This is a genomic window from Geobacillus sp. FSL K6-3411, from assembly GCF_037965715.1.
Lineage (GTDB): Bacteria > Bacillota > Bacilli > Bacillales > Anoxybacillaceae > Geobacillus > Geobacillus thermodenitrificans.
Genome location: NZ_CP150187.1, coordinates 3,158,304 through 3,177,585 on the forward strand (window position 1 = coordinate 3,158,304; position 19,282 = coordinate 3,177,585).

Genomic DNA, 19,282 nt, shown 5'->3' on the forward strand with positions numbered 1-19,282 from the left:
CGGTCTTTTCCGCGAAAATGCGCGTACCTTGATCGTGTTCAGACGAAGGACACATGTTGCTTATGGATTTTTTCGTCAAAGGCGTCCTTGCCACGCTTCCCGTTCGCGACCGAACGGATCGTCTTCCACATGGCTCGCAGCCGAAAAGACAAACACCGGTTTGTGCTCTTTTGTGTATACGGGCCACTTCTCTGGTAAATGAGCGCCGTTCGGGTTGCCGGTGCGGGCGAACGAAAGCCAGGCACCATGCATTTCGCTGGCAATCGCCTCACGCTCTGGTCGGTTGCCGACGAAATTCTCGACACCGGGCTGATGGAGGTTATGAAACACAAACGGCAACTCGAGCGTATGGCACGCTTTCAGTTGTCCACCGAACGCCGGCGTTTCATAATCAAACCGATACATGTACACATTCGCCCCTTGCGCTGCTTGGGCATCCGCCGTTCGCAACATTCCGTCGACAAAAACAAGGTACGTCATGATGCGCAGCCATGTTTGCCACGCGGGTGCCGACCGATCCGCTGTTTCCGCGTAATAGCGTACCGCCTCCTCCGGAATAGGCCCGACCTCACGGTTCATCCGGTCAAGCAGTTCTTTTTCTTCGAGTCTTGTCAATGACGGATCAGTCAATGAAAACAAATTGTATTCGTCTTTCGTCACGCCAATTAGGATTGGAATATCACTTGCTGCCCCGTCGTGGAGCGCTTCGATCGGATGGCGTCGCAACACATGTCCGTCAACCACCGGACCGTACGTGATTCCTGGGCCGAGCGACATCGCCGCCTGCAATAGCTCTGCTGCTGGAATCGACAGCAGCCGATCGCGGTCACCCGGACGGATGCCGGCACGTTCTAAAATGCGTTCAGTCAGAGCCATCGCCGTCTCCGGAGAACGAAGAAGAAGCGAACCCGATCCGCTTTGCAATATAGCGCGTCGAAACAGCCCGCTTGCTTCCGGAAGCGACAACAGCACGCCAACGCTTGCCGCTCCGGCTGATTCGCCAAAAATCGTAATGTTGTCCGGATCACCGCCGAACGCCTCAATGTTCTCTTTCACCCAGCGCAGCGCCGCCACTTGATCCAATATGCCAAGATTTCCCGCCTGGGCATACGTTTCGCCAAACGCATCTCCCAAATACAAAAAGCCAAACACGCTCATCCGGTAGTTGATCGTCACGACAACGACATCGCCGTGTTTGGCAAACGCCGTTCCATCATACCATGGAAATGAACCGGAGCCGAATAAAAAAGCGCCGCCATGAATCCAAAACAATACCGGGCGCTTCTTCCCATCCGCCGCCGGTGACCAAATGTTCAGATACAACCCATCCTCGCTCATTGGTTCATTCATCCGTCCGAGCAGCTGGCTGAACATCGAATCGGACGGCTGCATGACGACCGGTCCAAACGATGTCGCCTCACGCACTCCGTCCCATGCATCGGGCGGTTCCGGCGGCAAAAAACGGCGTTCACCGACCGGCGCTTTCGCGTACGGAATCCCTTTCCAATAGAAAACCCCTTCATTTGTTCCCCCGCGCAACCGACCGTACTTTGTTTCAACAACGGTTTGTTCCATCCTTATCACTCCTGAATATTCAAATGATTCAAAAATAGTATAAACCACCACCTCACCCACGTCTATCGTTTTGCGCCCGCATGAGAGGTGTTCATGCCGCTTCGAAAAGAGAGATGCCTCGCCCATGTACAAAAGTAAAGATAGCCGCAGCCGAAGCAGTGAACACCATGAAGGAGATGATTCGAGACGCGATCACGCCAAAGACATTTTGTTTAAGTCACTCCATGCATGGTATCAAACTCAAGCCCCCAATGTATACGGATTTCCCGGACTGCCGCCAACGCCAGCGCGCCGGTTCACAATGTTGCCCCATGCGTCATACTCGTATTGGACAACGACATTTCCGCTTGCGTCCGTCAATGCCACGACATCTCCATGACCGTTCAAATGATAGTAGTAAGTGGCTCCGCCTTTCGTCATCGTGACCGGGTGGCCCAATGCGTCCCATGTATATTCCGCTGTGATGATGTTGTTGGCGTCTGTTTCAGCCGATAAACTAAGAAATACGTATCATTCCCTAAAAACAGATCCATGATGCCAATCCTAGCATCATGGATACTCATTAGTTAAAGAAATGGACGAGCCATTCCATATCTTCCAACTATAACACATAATAATCACATCGCTTTCGTTACACCATTCTCCTATGATTTGACGTTCTTCCTCCGTCAACTTCTCTAGGCATTGGCTCAATAACCGGCAAACGTAACGAACATTTCCGTGTTTCTTGCCCCCCTTTGTCCACATATTTGCGACAACGTTCTAACACATCGGTAAACAGCTGAATGACATGAAAATAATCCACCACATGTGTCGTCTCTGGGCAAACCCCTTGAATCGCTTTTTTCATCGCTTGGGACCCAATCGCTCACGACACACATGAGTCCATGCACGTCCAATGGCTTCCTGTTCTTTCCTGCTTCACTGGCATACACTTCTCCCGGCATCCATGATCGCCACTCCGTAGTCATGCCCTTTTCGAAAAGCAAACTCATTTTCACGAAAAGCCCTTGGAACGAGGAAAGGCTGTTTGAGAAGCTTCAAGAACGGGTTCTTCCCCAGATCGAACGCCTGGCCAAACGGACCCCAATCAGCCCCTTTTCCTTTCGATGGATGATACGATTTGCCAAAAAACGAAGCCTTCGTCACGGGCAACGCACGTCATTCAAGGATGTGATTGTCATGACTCCCATAAAGATCATCAAATGGTCTGGGGGCATTCGCTCGTTTGGCTGATGGTGCACACCTTCACGCAAGCGTTTCCGTTCGCGTTCCACTTGTATGACAAAAAGGTGGAAACCAGCAAAATGGACCTGGCAATCGAGATGCTTTCCTTGCTCAAAGGGAAACGGGCTCGTCCGATGTATGTGCTTATGGATTCATGGTATCCGTCCAAGGAACTCATCGAAGCCTGCCTGAAACAGGGATTCCATGTCATCGCCATGCTCAAGACGAACCGGATTCTTGATCCGAAAGGCATCGCCATCCAAGCCAAGTCGTTGGCCCGCTATATCAAGCCTCAAGCCCCCGCCTCGTCACGGTGGGTCAGGAGCGTTACCGCGTGTATCGCTATGAGGGGTCGATCCATGGCCTCGATGACGCGGTGGTGCTGCTGGCTTAGAAGGCGGATCAGCCGATGACTCCGGACCATCTCCGTGTCTTCTTGAGCACCGATCGGGAGCTTAGCGACGAAGACATCTCGCGTTACGATGCCCAGCGTTGAACGAGCGAATGCGCTTTCCGGCAGGCGAAAGAGCAACTGAAGCTAGATGGATACCGCGTTCGCCATGTTCGGGCGGTGAAACGGTATGGGGCAGTGGTGCTTTAGCCTGCGTGTACAGCATTGCCGAATCCCAACAAACCCTTTCCGCTGGGCTGGAGTTGCTTCGATCGCGGAAAGGCCACAGCATCGTCGAGTTCATTGATAACGCTGCGAAGCAAGATATTCCCATTGATGCGATCAAAAAACAGCTCCATGTCGCCTAAGGAGTACCCTGTTTACCTCTTATGACATGGAAATTATTATAATGAAAAATACTCATCTACAGATAAAAAAACTATTTAAAACCTTTCTATTTTTGTTAAAATTATATAAAAGATTTTGTTCAATCCATTTTCCAGTAAAAGGTGAAAGTGTAAATGAAGAAAATAATTCTTCCTGTAATTTTATTTATCAATCTTGTTTTTATAGTGGGTTACCTCATAGATACCGGGTTCCCCTTCGGTTCTTTATGGCTGGTATGGCTACCCTTTTTCGTTGCTGGTATCATCCTGTCCATTATGTTTCTAGTTCGTTATAGAAAGGAATCCAATGCCAACCTATTTTTATCGCTTGCTGTCTTGTTAAGTAGCCTTAGTTCTTTAGGTCTTTGGAGTTTTTATTATTATTTAGCCCGTGTTATGGGAGGATAAGAGCACGAAAAGAGAAGGTTGGAATAGACCTTCTCTTTTCATAAAAACATTTAGAAAATGCTACCTAATTTTCCTTGCGAGCACAATAATCCAAACTCGGCAACCATCCACCAGCCCGGATCATAAGTAGCGTATGCACAGAGATATCATTCGTAATCGCAACCATCGTCTCCTTTCCCAAAATTAGCCCAACAACGATCGTAAGCTTGGCAGCATCGGTCTAATGCGTTAATTGGTGTTCCACTTCTACACTTGGCTCCAAAGTAATTTTGGTAACAATATTTCCCATTACCAGAACCATAGGAAACTAAGCATCCCTCATACCAGGCTTCGGGTGCGATTTCACCTTCCATTATTTTATCAGTCCCCATTGGTTTTTTAAGCTCTTCTACAAACAAGAAGTAAGAAGCTTCAAAAGGAATTTCAACTTATCTCTAGGAGCCCGGTGATTTACTTAGCAACGAGGTAAAACCTATATTTTCTCAAATTCAGAAACCTTGATAAAACGTGCTTTTGTTTCTCATTCAGCTTCGTCGATTTCTCAAGTATCCTCGTTTTTCACCGGCCTTCTAGAGACAAAGATGTGATTGTTTAAGTATGAGAGTGAAATCATGGGAAATATTTGCAAGAAAATTAAAAAATATAATCAAATCAAAATTGATCTTCTCAAAATAGTTAAGTGTATTAATTGTTGTACGGAAGATGAAAAAGAACTTTACCAGAACAAAGAAGTGACAAGCTTGTTGCCCAAATGATTCGCCGATTTGTTTGAAATCCCCAAGACCCAATATTCAATCACTGTGTATGTAATGGGTGTAATATGGGAAAACGATTGCCTTCTTTTTGTCTCCACCGCCCTTGACGATTCTTTCCCACCTTTGTCGGGTGTTGGTCAAGGGCGACTCCATCCTTGAACATCCCTCCGATACTCAAGGGGATGGTCTATGTGGAGTCTTCATAACGCGCTTTTGATGCGACCCTTTGCTATCCTCGCCCGCCGCAAAAAAAGGCACCTTTCTTGGCAAACAGCCGAAAGGTGCCTGTAATGATTCTGTTATCGGTTATTTTTTCAAATTGTAAAACGAACGAATGCCTTGGTAAATAGCCGTGTGGCCAAGTTCGTCTTCAATGCGGAGCAGCTGGTTGTATTTTGCGACGCGGTCCGTACGCGACGGTGCTCCCGTTTTGATTTGGCCAGCGTTTGTTGCGACAGCGATATCGGCAATCGTGCTGTCTTCCGTTTCACCGGAACGGTGCGACACAACCGCCGTGTAGCCGGCGCGTTTGGCCATCTCAATGGCATCGAACGTTTCCGTCAGTGTACCGATTTGGTTCACTTTAATTAAAATCGAGTTGCCGACGCCTTTTTCAATGCCTTCGGCCAGTTTTTTCGTGTTCGTTACAAACAAGTCGTCACCGACGAGCTGCACTTTGTGGCCAAGGCGCTCAGTAAGCAGTTTATGGCCTTCCCAGTCATTTTCGTCAAGTCCGTCTTCGATCGAGATGATCGGATATTTCGACACAAGCTCTTCATACCAAGCAACCATTTCTTCTGATGTTTTGACGACGCCTTCGCCTTCCAAATGATATTTGCCATCTTCTTTGTTGTACAGCTCCGACGAAGCAACGTCCATAGCGAGCATCACTTGTTCGCCTGGTTTGTAGCCGGCTTTTTCGATCGCTTCAATGATCGTTTGCAGCGCTTCTTCGTTCGATTTTAAGTTCGGAGCAAATCCGCCTTCGTCACCGACAGCCGTGTTGTAGCCTTTCGCTTTTAACACAGCTTTTAAGCTATGGAAAATTTCTGCACCCATGCGCAGCGCTTCACGGAAGCTTTCCGCACCGACCGGCATGATCATGAATTCTTGAATGTCAACGTTGTTGTCCGCATGCGCGCCGCCGTTTAAAATGTTCATCATCGGTACAGGCAGCGTTTTAGCGTTAAAGCCGCCCAAGTATTGGTACAACGGCAAGCCAAGCTCATCAGCCGCAGCGCGAGCGACCGCGAGCGACACGCCTAAAATAGCATTCGCCCCAAGCTTTCCTTTGTTTTCCGTGCCGTCAAGTTCAATCAACGCGCGGTCGATCGCCACTTGATCAGTCACTTCTAAGCCGATGATTTCCGGAGCAATCACTTCGTTGACGTTCTCAACCGCTTTGAGCACCCCTTTGCCGAGGTAGCGGTTTTTGTCGCCGTCACGCAATTCAACCGCTTCATATTCGCCCGTCGAAGCGCCGCTTGGCACTAACGCACGGCCGAAGCCGCCTTCTTCCGTGTATACTTCCACTTCTACGGTTGGATTGCCGCGCGAATCGAGCACTTCACGCGCATACACATCAATAATCGCAGACATATCGACACTCTCCTTTTCCGTGTTTGTTATTTAACGATTAACGTTTTTCCGGTCATTTCTTTCGGTTGCGGCAAGCCGAGCAAATCAAGCATCGTCGGCGCCAAATCGCCTAAAATGCCGTCTTTGCGCAACTCGATGCCGTGTTTGGTGACAATGACCGGCACCGGATTCGTCGTATGAGCCGTTTGCGGCTTGCCCTCTGGCGTCAGCACTTCATCAGCATTACCGTGGTCGGCAGTGATGATGGCAATTCCACCTTTTTCTAAAATGGCATCGACGACTTTGCCAAGGCACTCATCGACCGCTTCGACCGCCTTAATCGTCGGTTCGAGCATGCCGGAGTGGCCGACCATATCCGGATTGGCGTAGTTCAAAATGATCGCGTCGTACTTGTCCGCTGCAATCTCTTTTAACAACGCCTCCGTCACTTCATAGGCGCTCATTTCCGGTTTTAAGTCATACGTCGCCACTTTCGGCGAGTTGATCAAAATCCGGTCTTCGCCTGGAAATTTCTCCTCACGGCCGCCGCTCATGAAAAACGTCACATGCGGATATTTTTCGGTTTCCGCGATGCGCAATTGGCGCAAGCCGTGCTGCGACAACACTTCGCCGATCGTGTTGTCGAGGTTCGTCGGCTTGAACGCGACATAGCCTTTCACCGTTTCGCTGAAATGCGTCAAGCAGACGAAAAACAAGTTTTTCGGATGTTTCGGGCCGCGATCAAACTCGCGGAAATCTTCATTCGTAAATGTGTTCGAAATTTGGATCGCCCGGTCTGGACGGAAGTTATAGAAAATAATCGCGTCATTGTCTTGAATCGTCGCCACCGGTGAACCGTCTTCGCGGACGATGACCGATGGAAGCACGAACTCATCGTAAATGCCGTTTTTGTATGAGTCTTCGATACACTCGAGCGGATCGCGGTAGGTCGGGCCTTCGCCGTACACCATCGCCCGATATGCCTTTTCAACACGCTCCCACCGTTTATCGCGGTCCATCGAGTAGTAGCGTCCTGATAAGGTGGCGATTTCGCCGACGCCGTATTCCTTGATTTTTTCCTGTAGTTCTTTAATGTATTGCGGCGCTGTCTGCGGGCCAACGTCACGGCCGTCCAAAAAGCCATGGATGTACACGCGTTTTACGCCTTCTTTCGCCGCTAGGCGCAAAAGAGCGTACAAGTGATGGATGTGGCTATGGACTCCGCCGTCGGAAAGCAAGCCGAACAAATGCAAGCTTGTCCCATGTTGTTTCACATGGTTCATCGCCGCTAAAAACGTTTCGTTCCGGTCAAATTCGCCTTCGCGAATAGCGATATTCACTCGCGTCAAGCTTTGGTACACAATGCGGCCGGCGCCGATGTTCAAGTGTCCGACTTCCGAGTTGCCCATTTGCCCTTCCGGCAACCCGACCGCCTCGCCGCACGCTTTCAATGTCGCATGCGGATACTCGTTCCAATAACGGTCAAAATTCGGCTTGTTCGCTTGGGCAACCGCATTGCCATACGTTTCCTCGCGCAGCGCAAATCCGTCTAAAATGATGAGAGCAACCGGACGTTTACTCATGGCGCCCCGCCTCCACAAGCTTCAAGAACGAAGCCGGTTCAAGGCTCGCGCCACCAACTAACGCTCCATCGATGTGTTCTTGTGCTAAAAAGTCGCTGATATTTTCCGGTTTGACGCTGCCACCGTATTGGATGCGGATGGCCTCCGCCGCTTCCGCGCCAAACAGACGTGCGACGACAGAACGGATATGGCCGCAGACGTTGTTGGCATCTTCAGCGGTCGACGATTTGCCAGTGCCGATCGCCCAAATCGGCTCGTAAGCGATAACCGCTTGCTTCACTTGATCTGGCGTCAATCCAGCGAGCGCTTTTTCCACTTGTGAAGCGACAACCGCATTCGTCTGCCCTGCTTCCCGTTCTTCGAGCGTCTCGCCGCAACAAATGATCGGCACGAGACCACGGGTGAAGGCGGCCAACACTTTCTTATTGACCGTTTCATCCGTTTCGGCAAACATTTGTCGACGCTCGGAATGGCCGAGAATGACATACGTCACACCAAGGTCTTTGAGCATCACCGGGCTCACTTCACCGGTATATGCTCCTTGGTCGGCAAAATGCATCGTTTGCGCCCCGATTTGTAAATCGGTGCCGTTTGTATTTTGCACCAACCGATCTAAAAACAAAAATGGTGCACAAATGACAGAATCAACTTCCGCTTTCGGAGGTACAAGCCCTTTGACTTCCTCGACAAACTGAACAGCTTCCGTCAATGTTTTATGCATTTTCCAGTTGCCTGCAATGATCGGCTTTCTCATCGTTCACCTTTCCTTTCGCTAGGCGGCGACTGCCGCCAGGGGCGTCCCATCGGACGCGCTAGATCATTTGTCGTTTAACGCTACGACCCCTGGCAGCTGCTTGCCTTCCATAAACTCAAGGGAAGCGCCGCCACCCGTAGAAATGTGGTCCATTTTGTCCGCCAAGTCAAATTTTTCAACCGCCGCAGCCGAGTCTCCGCCGCCGATGACCGAGTATGTATCCGCAGCTTCAGCGAGCGCTTCGGCGACTGCTCTCGTCCCATGAGAGAACGTCTCCATTTCAAAGACGCCCATCGGGCCGTTCCAGACGACAAGTTTGGATTGGCGAATGACATCGCGGTACAATTCACGCGTTTGCGGACCGATGTCAAGCGCCTCCCAATCGCTTGGAATGGCGTCAATCGGCACCACTTTTGTATTGGCGTCATTGGCAAACCGGTCTGCCACAATCACATCGACCGGCATGTAAAAACGGACGCCTTTTTCTTTCGCTTTTTCCATAAACGATTTCGCCAGCTCGATTTTATCTTCCTCAAGCAACGACTTGCCGACGTCATGGCCGAGCGCTTTTACGAACGTATACGCCAGCCCGCCGCCGATAATCAAGTTGTCGACTTTATCGAGCAAGTTTTCGATGACTCCGATTTTATCTTTCACTTTTGCGCCGCCGATAATCGCCGTAAACGGGCGATCAGGGTTCGAAAGCGCCTTGCCAAGCACTTCGATTTCTTTTTCCATCAAAAACCCAGCAACGGCTGGTAAGTAATGAGCGATCCCTTCGGTTGACGCATGGGCACGGTGCGCCGCTCCGAATGCATCGTTCACGTACAGATCAGCCAGTTCGGCAAACGCCCGAGCGAGTTCGGGATCGTTTTTCTCTTCACCAGGATAAAAACGGACGTTCTCAAGCAAGAGGACGTCGCCTTCATTTAAGTTGGCGACCGCCGCTTTTACTTCATCGCCGATTGCTTCGTTCGTTTTCACGACCGGCCGCTCAAGCAATTCACCGAGACGCTTGGCGACGGCATCTAAGCGCAGTTCTTCGACGACTTTTCCTTTCGGACGGCCGAGGTGGCTGGCCAAAATGACTTTCGCTCCGTGTTCGATCAAATACTGGATCGTCGGCAGTGCCGCACGAATGCGTGTATCATCGGTGATGGCGCCATCTTCCATCGGCACGTTAAAATCGACACGGCAAAAGACGCGCTTTCCCCTCACCTCAACGTCGCGGATCGTCTTCTTGTTCATCGTTCTGGCCCCCTTTGGTCACAGTTTTGGCAAAGGAAAAGGAGTGGGGATCATTTCCCCGCTCCCCTCCATTTCCCTATTATAGACTTGAATCAATGGAAAACTCAATGCCAAGCTGGTCTTACAGTCCTTTTGACGCAATGTAGGCGGCCAAATCAACAACACGGTTCGAATAACCCGTTTCGTTGTCATACCACGAAACCACTTTGACCATTTTGCCTTCGATGACCATCGTCGAAAGCGCATCGATCGTGGACGACGCCGGGTTGCCGTTGTAATCGCGCGAAACGAGCGGCTCTTCGCTATAGGCCAAAATACCTTTTAACTCGCCTTCCGCAGCAGCTTTCAACGCAGCGTTCACTTCTTCAACTGTTACTTCTTTTTCGAGTTCAGCAACCAAGTCAACAACCGATACGTTCGGCGTCGGCACGCGCATTGCCATTCCGTTTAATTTTCCTTTCAATTCCGGTAAAACAAGGGCAACAGCTTTTGCTGCACCAGTCGTCGTCGGAATGATCGATTCCGCAGCAGCGCGAGCCCGGCGCAAGTCTTTATGCGGCAAGTCCAAAATTTGTTGGTCGTTCGTATACGAGTGAACGGTCGTCATCATACCACGAACGATACCGAATTTTTCATGCAGCACTTTCGCAAACGGCGCCAAGCAGTTTGTCGTGCACGAAGCGTTCGAGATGACATGATGGTTTTGCGGATCGTATTTGTCTTGGTTGACACCCATCACGATCGTAATATCTTCGTTTTTCGCCGGAGCGGAAATGATGACTTTTTTCGCGCCTGCTTCTAAATGTTTGGCTGCATCTTCACGTTTCGTGAAGCGGCCCGTCGATTCGACAACGATCTCAACGCCAATATCGCCCCATGCGAGTTGTGCTGGATCGCGTTCTGCTTTTACGATAATTTCTTTGCCGTTGACGACTAAGTTATTGCCGTTCACCGACACTTCGGCATCAAGCGGACCATGAACCGAGTCATATTTCAACAAATGAGCCAGCGTGTTCGCATCTGTTAAATCGTTGACTGCCACTACTTCAATGTCCGGGTTTTTCAATGCCGCACGGAACACGTTACGCCCGATACGGCCAAATCCGTTAATCCCAATTTTTACTGCCATCGTATTTTCCTCCTTACATTATGGATGATTTGTATCGGCAAGGGACGTTAATCCCCTACTAACGCTTTGGCGGCGCCTTCGTCCGTCACCAAGAGGGAATGCGGTGCCCGCTTTATGTACGCCTGAATGGCCTTCGCCTTCGAGGCGCCTCCAGCGACGGCGATGACATGTTCAACATGCGGGAGGTTTTCGAGCTGAATGCCGACGGTTTTTACTTTGTGGACGACATCACCGTGTTCATTGAAATAATAACCAAACGCCTCGGCGACCGCATGGCGGGCGATGATTTTTTCCATCTCCACAGGCGGCGTCTTCCGCCGTTTCGCCATCGTCACTGCTTCGCCGATGCCATGGACGACCATACGGCACGATTGAATCAGCTCAAGTACTTCTTTCACTGCCGGTTCTTCAATGAGCGATGCATACGCCTCACCGCTCAGCTGGTCAGGTACATGCAACAGCCGGTAACGGCCGGTCGCTTTTTCCGCCATTTTGGCGCAAATCGTATTCGCTTGGTTTTCAACATCTTCACCAAGCCCTCCGCGCGCCGGGACGAACAACACATCAGCAAGCTTCGGATCCGGCGTCATCATTTCAGCCACCGCTGCCATGGTCGTTCCGCCAGCCACAGCGACAATATCGCCGGGCCGGAGCTGTTCTTTCATGCAGGCGACACACGCTCTTCCCAATTCTTTTTTTACCCAAGGAGAACGGTCACTATCCCCAGCGACCACAACAACGCGCGCAACGTTCAACCGCTGTTTCAGCGCTGTTTCCAATTCCTTGAGCCCAAGCGCTTCCCTCATCAAGTCATTAAGCGTGTGAAGCAACGCCTGGCCTTCTTCCGTTAACCGCATGCCTGACACATCGGTAGAAAGCAAGTTTTGCCCTTTTAAAAATTCGGTTTCCGATCGAAGCACTCGCTCGCTCATGCCAAGGCTGGCGGCTAGCGCCCGTCTCCCGATCGGTGCCATGAGCGAAATAGAGTGCAAAATTTGATACCGTTTTTGCATAACCTCAAGCAAGTCAGGCAATAATTTTTTTTGTGCCTCTAATAACGATTGCATCAGACCTTTCTCCCTAACCAATCATAGGGACATTATACGTCCCGGTATGACATATTATGTCCCACTAGTCCATAAAAAATTCCTCCCGCTTCATCTTCATTATAGCAGGAGGAATAAAGGTGTTCAACCTTTTTGCGCCTGCCGCAACCGCTTTCTCACCATTTCTTTTTCAATCATCCCGTATCCGATTTCTTCACCGTCGAGTTCGATGACTGGGATCATTAACTGGTATTTCTCAAGTAACGCGTCATCTTGATAAATATCGATCTCTTCGATCGTGAATGAATAGTCCGCTTGCAGCTCGGTTAAAACGGCTTTGGCCTTTTCACAAAGCGGACAGTTCGTTTTTGTATACAGACGGATGTGCATGCGTTTCTTCCTTTCTTTCTTATAGCGTTTGCCACTTGTTTTCTGTTCATTGCCTTTACGGCAGGCTCGTATATTGTTTTCGTTTGGCTGATGACGGAATGCGCAGCTGTTCGCGATATTTGGCGACCGTGCGTCGTGAGATGGCAATGCCATGCTGATCGCGAAGCAAATCGGCAAGCTGTTGGTCGGAAAGTGGCGCCCGCCGGTCTTCGGCGGAAATGAGCGTTTGAATGATCGCTTTCACTTGAACAGAGGAAGCCGTCTCCCCCGCTCCAGCCGTGGCAGCACTGGAAAAAAAGCGACGCAGCTCGATCGTGCCAAACGGCGTTTGCACATATTTATGCCGGACCGCACGGCTCACAGTTGATTCATGGACGCCGAGTTCTTCGGCCACTTCGCGCATCGTCATCGGCTTCAGCGCCGACAGGCCGCTTTCAAAACAAGAGCGCTGGCGGTCAATAATGATGCCCATGAGGTGAACTAGCGTCTGCTTCCGTTGTTCTAAACTTTTGGCGAGCCATGTAAACTGCCGATACTTTTCTTTCATAAATCGCTCAGCGTGCCGATCGCCAACGGCAACAATATGCCGCTCGTATTCCTTATTCCACCCGAGCTCCGGATGGATGTCATCGTTATAGGTAACAATCCAACCGCCGTCCGCTTGGCGGGTGACGATCAAATCGGGCACGATAAAATGCGGCGTTTCGTTCGCATAATGGATACCGGGCCGCGGCTCAAGCGTGCGGATGAGCTCGAAGACACGCTGCAGCTCACCGAGGCTGACGCCGAGTTGTTTCGCAAGCGTCTTCCACGCTTTTTCGGCAAAGGCGACAAAATGATGGCGAACGATCGTCTCCGCCAACTCATCACGCTCCGGCCGGCGCTCAAGCTGCAGAAGGAGACACTCGGCCAAATCACGCGCACCGACTCCCGGTGGGTCAAGCGATTGCACAAAACGCAGCGCACGTTCGACCTCTTGCTCCGATACGGAGAATCGCGCTGCCAACTCGGCAAGCGGTACGCGCAAATAGCCATCTTCATCTAGCGCAGCGATCAGATGACGAACCATGCGCTCTTCCTTCGCCGGCAGCATCAATCCCGGAAGTTGGGCAAGCAAGTGGCCAGCAAGCGTCTCCGTCCGACCGCTGATATTTTCGAGCCATTGCTTCCGATCTTTGTCCGTTCGGCTTGTTCTCCGCCGCATCCGACCGCGGCGAATTTCTAAAAATGGGTTTTCAAGCGACTGCTCGTATAAAAACGCTTCCAAATCAAGTGCCGAATATTGCAGCAGTTCAATCGCCTGCACAAGCTCCTTCGTCAGCGACAACTGCAGCCGCTGCTCTTGCCATAACTCCGCCCTCATCGTCACGCCCCCTTTCTTTATATTGTACACGACAGTGACGATGGGGGGTAGGAGAAATTTTTGACGGCCGCCCGCAGGCAAAACAAAAGCTCCCGATGACTCGGATGCTTTCATTCCTCTTTTCGTTGAACACGGATATGCCTAAAAGGCCACCTTTCATACTTGAGCAGAGAGCAAAACGCGCTCTCCTTAGGTCTCATGCCTAGGTGAAACGCTCATGGGTCTTTTCTATGAACATGTACGTACGTTGGATGCCACGTTCATGCTCGGGCCGAAGACAACATCTTTTCTGTGCCCCCACCACTTAATCCACCTTATGGTTTGATTGAAGTGGGAGCTTCTCAGATAATCCCGTCTATGAAAAATGTATGACACAGGGATTTGGGGGCAGATCTTTTGTTACAATATCATTCAAACGTGCAAAACCGAAAAAGACACTTCGTTTACCGCTCCACAACCATTCCGCGGCATCACGGCAACAGCTTGGCAAATGAAAAACGGTTGCTGACGCAACCGTTTTGTTGAGACGCCCTCGGCAGGATTCGAACCCACGCTAAGAGAACCGGAATCTCTCGTGCTATCCACTACACTACGAGGGCATGTTATGTTGTTGTTTTTTCTGCTTCGTTCCGTCGCATGTTCTATTATAGCAGGATCAAAAAAAAATGCAAGAGGAAAAATACAATAAAAAAAGAGGAAAAATTGGATGGCTATTCCCTGCTGTTGGCGTTCCTATCTTTTATCGCGATCGCCAACAAAGGAAGCGAGGGAAACCTTGGTTTAAAAACTGAAAAAGCGGTTATGATGAAAAGAGGGATGTTCGCTGTTGTTCGCGAATATATATAGGTGAATGGGAGAAGGCGTTTTGTTTGACCTTCATTGACCATTCATGTATGATTAAGGCGTACATAGGGACCCTTATAGTGGAAAAGGAGGCGTTTTGCATGTATTTAATCCCGACTGTCATTGAACAGACCAACCGCGGGGAGCGGGCGTATGACATTTATTCACGGTTGTTGAAAGACCGGATTATTTTCCTCGGCAGCCCAATCGATGATCAAGTGGCGAACTCGATCGTGTCACAGCTGTTGTTCTTGGCCGCTGAAGATCCGGAAAAAGACATTTCTCTCTACATTAACAGCCCGGGCGGCTCGATCACAGCGGGCTTAGCGATTTACGACACGATGCAATTCATTAAACCGGACGTGTCGACGATTTGCATCGGCATGGCCGCGTCGATGGGAGCGTTTTTGTTAGCAGCGGGAGCGAAAGGAAAACGGTTTGCGCTTCCGAACAGCGAAGTGATGATTCACCAACCGCTCGGCGGTGCCCAAGGGCAAGCGACAGAAATCGAAATCGCAGCGAAACGCATCTTGTTCTTGCGTGACAAATTAAACCGCATTTTGGCGGAAAATACTGGTCAGCCGATCGAAGTAATCGAGCGCGATACGGATCGCGACAACTTTATGACGGCGCAAAAAGCGCAAGAATACGGCATTATTGACCGCGTGCTGACACGCTTGGAAGATAAGTAAACGCAAAAGGCTGCTTCCGTTACGAACGGAGCAGCCTTTTTTCTTGTTTGCCTTCCTCCGGTGAAACTTTCCACATCACCCGTACAAGCGCGCCTCTCATTTTTCTTTTTGTACATAGGCGGCAAGCTTTTCGACCGCTTCCTGTGCATCCGGACCGTCGGCGATCAACGTGATGACAGCCCCATGGCCGATCGCTAGGCTCATCAAGCCCATAATGCTTTTCGCGTTCACCCGCTTGCCGTCTTTCTCTAAAAAGACGTCCGCCGAAAAACGGTTCGCCTCTTGGACGAACAACGCCGCCGGGCGCGCTTGCAGTCCGGTTTTTAGTTTCACTTCAACTTGTTTTTCGACCATTCTCCATCTCCCCCTTACAGCGATTTATGGAAATCGACCGGCTTTCCGGCTCTCAGCCGTTCAGCAATTTCGTCAATTTTGCGCAGGCGGTGGTTGATGCCGGATTTGCTGATTTTTCCACCCGCGACCATCTCACCAAGTTCCTTTAAGGTGACATCTTGATGCTCGATGCGGAGTTTGGCAATTTCCCGCAGTTTCGCCGGCAGTGAATCAAGGCCGATCGTTTCATCGATGTAGCGGATGTTTTCCACTTGGCGGAGCGCGGCGCCGATCGTTTTGTTCAAATTGGCCGTTTCACAGTTGACGAGCCGATTGACCGAGTTGCGCATATCGCGGACGATGCGAATATCTTCAAAGCGAAGCAGCGCTTGGTGGGCGCCGATAATGTTTAAAAACTCCGCGATTTTTTCCGCCTCTTTTAAATACGTAATAAACCCCTTTTTCCGTTCCAACGTTTTGGCATTTAAAAAAAAGTGACTGTTCATTAATTCACATAACGACCGATTATGTTCCTCATACAAAGAAAAAATCTCTAAATGGTACGAGGACGTCTCCGGGTTGTTGACCGAACCGCCCGCCAAAAATGCGCCTCGCAAATACGAACGCTTACAGCACTTTTTCTTGATGAGCTCCGGAGAAATATCGTGAACGAACGAAAAATCACCGTTCCAAATATAAAGCTCCCGAAGCAATGAGGCCGCACCGTCAGTAATGCGGACGATATAAACGTTATTTTTCTTTAAACGCATCTTTTTGCGGACAAACAGCTCAACGGCGACATCATATCCTTTTCGGAGCAACATATAAATACGCCGGGCAATCGCCGCGTTTTCTGTCTGAACATCGACTGTCATCCGCCCGCCGGAAAACGACAGCGAACCGTTCATGCGCAACAGCGCCGACAGTTCCGCCCGCAGACAACAGTGCTTCACTTCTAGATTGGTGAGTTCTTTTTTCGTTTCTGACGCAAAAGACACGATCGCTTCACCTCCATTCGTTCCCCGCATCGGCCGGTTGGAGGTGTCTGAACCTCGGCGCGGCCATCTGTCGCCTCCTCACTCCGGTGCTTCATCACAATATCTTGCCCCGAGCCGCCCGGCGTCTGCCTAGCGGCGGAGAAGCAGCCTAAGAAGAAGGGAGGCGACTTTCGTTGTATTATGACGAATGACCCCATCATCATACGTAACGATGTTGTCATGAATCACTTGGACGCCAAGTCCGCTGCTATCGTCACGCACCGGCTCGGCCCGCTCCTCCTCGTAGCGGCGGCGGATCGCTTCCGGAATCGCCCCGTTGTTGACGATCACTGCATCTAAAAACGGGCAGCCAAGGTGGCTGTGAAGCGCCTTCACATGATCACTCACCGTATAGTGGGGCGTCTCGCCAGCCTGGGTCATAATGTTGCATATATATACTTTTTTCGCTTTCGCCTTGCATACTTCCTGCCCGATTTTTGGCACGAGCAAATTTGGCAAAATGCTCGTATATAGACTTCCTGGTGCGATGACGATCAAATCGGCGCAGCGGATGGCGTCAATCGTTTCCGGCAGCGGTTCAATATCTTCCGGAGTTAAAAATACCCTCTGAATCTTTTTTCCCGTATTCGGAATTTTGGACTCGCCGGAAACAATCGAACCATCTTCCATTTCAGCATGAAGCACGACACTTTTGTTCGCCGCTGGCAGCACTTGACCGTGCACGTTCAGCACTTTGCTCATTTCGCGAATCGCCGTCATAAAATCACCGGTGATCGATGTGAGCGCCGCTAAAATTAAATTGCCGAGCGAATGGCCGGATAAGCCATTGCCATTTTGAAAGCGATGTTGAAACAACTCGACAATGAGCGGTTCGACGTCAGACAGCGCTGCCAACACGTTGCGAACATCCCCAGGCGGGGGGACGCGCAACTCATCGCGCAGCCGCCCGGAGCTTCCCCCGTCATCGGCGACGGTGACAATGGCAGTTAAGTCAAGATCATATTGCTTCAGCCCCCGCAACAAGACAGGAAGCCCGGTGCCACCGCCGATGACAACAACTTTTGCTGTTTGTTCATCTCTCATCGATGCGCTTCCTTTCTCCTCTCCATGTCCCGGTGCGAGACAACCGTTTTATAATCGGCAGAAAAATGGCGAGCGATATATTCCGCCAACGCCACCGAGCGGTGTTGCCCTCCCGTGCAACCGATGGCAATGACCAACTGGCTTTTCCCCTCGCGCTGGTAATAAGGCAACATAAACGCCAATAAGTCAAGCAACTTTTCTAAAAATTTTTGTGTTTCTCCCCATTTTAGCACATACGATGACACTTCGTCATCGAGCCCGGTTTTCGGGCGCATATGCTCAATATAATATGGATTCGGCAAAAAGCGGACATCAAACACTAAATCGGCGTCAATCGGGATGCCGTATTTAAATCCGAACGACATGACGTTGACCGTAAACCCCGACTGGGCGTGCACGGAAAACTGACGGACAATTTTTTCGCGCAGCTCGCGCGGCTTGAGCCCGGTTGTATCGTAAATGATTTGCGCCCGCCCTTTAATTTCCTCAAGTAGCTGCCGCTCCAGGCGGATCCCTTCAAGCGGCGGCTCGTTCGGCGCAAGCGGGTGCGTCCGCCGCGTTTCCTTGTAGCGCGCGACAAGGGTTGAGTCTTGGGCGTCTAAAAACAAAATTTGCGGCACAATCCACTCCTGTTCGGCCAATTCATCCAACGCAACGAACAAATGGTCAAAAAAGTCGCGGCTGCGCAAGTCCATGACGAGCGCGACTTTATTCATTTTATTCCCGGACTCTTTCACAAGCTCCAAAAACTTCGGCAACAACGTTGGCGGCAAATTGTCGACACAAAAAAAGCCAAGGTCTTCAAAACTTTGAATCGCCACCGTTTTCCCCGCTCCGGACATGCCGGTAATAATCACGAGCTGGGTCGGTTGCACCGTCCCGTTTTGCCCCATTTCCTTCTCTCCTCTCCGTCAACTCGGATCAAGGCGATACGAAAGCAGCTCAAACTCCTCCGTATACACAAAGGCGCCGTACATGACCCCTTCGCCTTTTAAGGCGTAGTCTAAAATATGGTAGTCGCCTGGAGCCATTGGCAGTTCCGAAAGCGTCTCAACATCGTGCCAAGCAAGCGTGCCTTCTTCCGAAGACGCTACATTTTCACCAACGAAGTCCTCAGCGAAAAAGGTAAACATCATCCATTCGGACACCGTTTGCTCACCGTCTTTGATCATGACGGTAAACACGCCTTTGAGCCGCGGGTTTTTTAAATAAATCCCCGTCTCTTCCCGGTATTCGCGAATGCATGCTTCGCGCACCGTCTCACCAGGCTCCATTTTGCCGCCCGGGGCGACCCACCAGCCCCGCTTCGGCTTTTGCAAAAGCAGCACTCGGCCGTCTTTATATAATACGCAATTCGTTACCCGTTGCAATTCATTCACCCCAAACATGGAACAAACACATCCATCATCATTTCCATTTTACCATAAATACATAAATAGTTAAGCCAATCCCATCGACAAACCGTTGGAAATGAAAATAGCCGGCAAACAGCCCCAAAAA

At 50.5% G+C, this 19,282-nt stretch carries 18 protein-coding genes, 1 tRNA gene and 2 pseudogenes; 4 read left to right on the forward strand and 17 right to left on the reverse strand.

Annotated features, from left to right (window positions below; all coding sequences use genetic code 11):
* Positions 1-75: 75 nt before the first annotated feature.
* The 3 genes and pseudogenes from NSQ22_RS16250 to NSQ22_RS16260 form a co-directional block, all read right to left on the reverse strand.
* A complete protein-coding gene (locus NSQ22_RS16250) occupies positions 76-1,575 on the reverse strand; it encodes a carboxylesterase/lipase family protein (protein ID WP_327054589.1) in 1,500 nt (499 codons plus the stop codon).
* Positions 1,576-1,815: 240 nt separating this feature from the next.
* Entirely contained in the window at positions 1,816-1,995 is a 180-nt protein-coding gene (locus tag NSQ22_RS16255) for an RHS domain-containing protein (RefSeq protein WP_122983948.1), read from the reverse strand.
* 201 nt (positions 1,996-2,196) lie between these two features.
* Positions 2,197-2,589, reverse strand: a pseudogene (locus NSQ22_RS16260) (transposase); the annotation flags it as partial.
* On the opposite strand from NSQ22_RS16260, the pseudogene NSQ22_RS16265 reads away from it, so the two are divergent.
* Positions 2,572-3,561 (forward strand): annotated as a pseudogene (locus NSQ22_RS16265) (transposase); the annotation flags it as partial. The pseudogenes NSQ22_RS16260 and NSQ22_RS16265 sit on opposite strands and share 18 nt — an antisense overlap.
* A gap of 153 nt (positions 3,562-3,714) precedes the next feature.
* Positions 3,715-3,987: a hypothetical protein gene (locus NSQ22_RS16270; protein ID WP_029761341.1), complete on the forward strand. Its 273-nt coding sequence runs from the start codon at positions 3,715-3,717 to the stop codon at positions 3,985-3,987.
* A gap of 1,061 nt (positions 3,988-5,048) precedes the next feature.
* Here the strand turns inward: NSQ22_RS16270 and eno are convergent.
* The 9 genes from eno to NSQ22_RS16315 all read right to left on the reverse strand — a co-directional run bounded on the left by eno (position 5,049) and on the right by NSQ22_RS16315 (position 14,432).
* Positions 5,049-6,341 (reverse strand): phosphopyruvate hydratase, encoded by a 1,293-nt coding sequence (gene eno / locus NSQ22_RS16275; RefSeq protein ID WP_008880286.1) that lies wholly within the window; start codon positions 6,339-6,341, stop codon positions 5,049-5,051.
* A 26-nt stretch (positions 6,342-6,367) separates the two neighbouring features.
* A complete protein-coding gene (gene gpmI / locus NSQ22_RS16280; RefSeq protein WP_008880287.1) occupies positions 6,368-7,903 on the reverse strand; it encodes a 2,3-bisphosphoglycerate-independent phosphoglycerate mutase in 1,536 nt (511 codons plus the stop codon).
* A complete protein-coding gene (gene tpiA / locus NSQ22_RS16285) occupies positions 7,896-8,657 on the reverse strand; it encodes a triose-phosphate isomerase (protein WP_008880288.1) in 762 nt (253 codons plus the stop codon). Before tpiA ends, gpmI begins: the two co-directional genes overlap by 8 nt.
* Positions 8,658-8,720: 63 nt before the next feature.
* Entirely contained in the window at positions 8,721-9,905 is a 1,185-nt protein-coding gene (locus NSQ22_RS16290; RefSeq protein ID WP_339263851.1) for a phosphoglycerate kinase, read from the reverse strand.
* Between the two features lie 121 nt (positions 9,906-10,026).
* A complete protein-coding gene (gene gap / locus NSQ22_RS16295) occupies positions 10,027-11,034 on the reverse strand; it encodes a type I glyceraldehyde-3-phosphate dehydrogenase (RefSeq protein ID WP_008880290.1) in 1,008 nt (335 codons plus the stop codon).
* Positions 11,035-11,081: 47 nt separating this feature from the next.
* Positions 11,082-12,101, reverse strand: a complete 1,020-nt coding sequence (locus tag NSQ22_RS16300) for a sugar-binding domain-containing protein (RefSeq protein WP_008880291.1) — start codon at positions 12,099-12,101, stop codon at positions 11,082-11,084.
* A 123-nt stretch (positions 12,102-12,224) separates the two neighbouring features.
* Positions 12,225-12,470, reverse strand: a complete 246-nt coding sequence (locus NSQ22_RS16305; protein ID WP_008880292.1) for a glutaredoxin family protein — start codon at positions 12,468-12,470, stop codon at positions 12,225-12,227.
* Positions 12,471-12,525: 55 nt separating this feature from the next.
* Positions 12,526-13,833, reverse strand: coding sequence for an RNA polymerase factor sigma-54 (gene rpoN, locus NSQ22_RS16310; RefSeq protein ID WP_060476241.1), 1,308 nt, complete (start codon positions 13,831-13,833; stop codon positions 12,526-12,528).
* Positions 13,834-14,360: 527 nt separating this feature from the next.
* Positions 14,361-14,432, reverse strand: a tRNA-Arg gene (locus NSQ22_RS16315).
* Positions 14,433-14,469: 37 nt separating this feature from the next.
* On the opposite strand from NSQ22_RS16315, the gene NSQ22_RS16320 reads away from it, so the two are divergent.
* Positions 14,470-14,679 (forward strand): hypothetical protein, encoded by a 210-nt coding sequence (locus tag NSQ22_RS16320; RefSeq protein ID WP_339263853.1) that lies wholly within the window; start codon positions 14,470-14,472, stop codon positions 14,677-14,679.
* A gap of 98 nt (positions 14,680-14,777) precedes the next feature.
* Positions 14,778-15,368 carry an ATP-dependent Clp endopeptidase proteolytic subunit ClpP gene (gene clpP, locus NSQ22_RS16325; RefSeq protein WP_008880295.1) on the forward strand — a complete coding sequence of 197 codons (591 nt, stop codon included), beginning with the start codon at positions 14,778-14,780 and terminating at the stop codon, positions 15,366-15,368.
* A gap of 96 nt (positions 15,369-15,464) precedes the next feature.
* On the opposite strand, the gene NSQ22_RS16330 is transcribed toward clpP, so the two are convergent.
* The 5 genes from NSQ22_RS16330 to NSQ22_RS16350 all read right to left on the reverse strand — a co-directional run bounded on the left by NSQ22_RS16330 (position 15,465) and on the right by NSQ22_RS16350 (position 19,170).
* Positions 15,465-15,722, reverse strand: a complete 258-nt coding sequence (locus tag NSQ22_RS16330) for an HPr family phosphocarrier protein (protein WP_008880296.1) — start codon at positions 15,720-15,722, stop codon at positions 15,465-15,467.
* Positions 15,723-15,736: 14 nt separating this feature from the next.
* The gene (gene whiA / locus NSQ22_RS16335) at positions 15,737-16,699 is read right to left on the reverse strand and encodes a DNA-binding protein WhiA (protein ID WP_008880297.1); all 963 of its coding nucleotides are present in this window, start codon (positions 16,697-16,699) and stop codon (positions 15,737-15,739) included.
* 129 nt (positions 16,700-16,828) lie between these two features.
* Positions 16,829-17,782, reverse strand: a complete 954-nt coding sequence (locus NSQ22_RS16340; RefSeq protein WP_327054590.1) for a YvcK family protein — start codon at positions 17,780-17,782, stop codon at positions 16,829-16,831.
* Positions 17,779-18,675, reverse strand: coding sequence for an RNase adapter RapZ (rapZ, locus tag NSQ22_RS16345; RefSeq protein WP_011888173.1), 897 nt, complete (start codon positions 18,673-18,675; stop codon positions 17,779-17,781). Before rapZ ends, NSQ22_RS16340 begins: the two co-directional genes overlap by 4 nt.
* An 18-nt stretch (positions 18,676-18,693) precedes the next feature.
* Complete coding sequence (locus NSQ22_RS16350) at positions 18,694-19,170, reverse strand: 8-oxo-dGTP diphosphatase (RefSeq protein WP_008880300.1); 477 nt, start codon at positions 19,168-19,170, stop codon at positions 18,694-18,696.
* Positions 19,171-19,282: the final 112 nt, after the last annotated feature.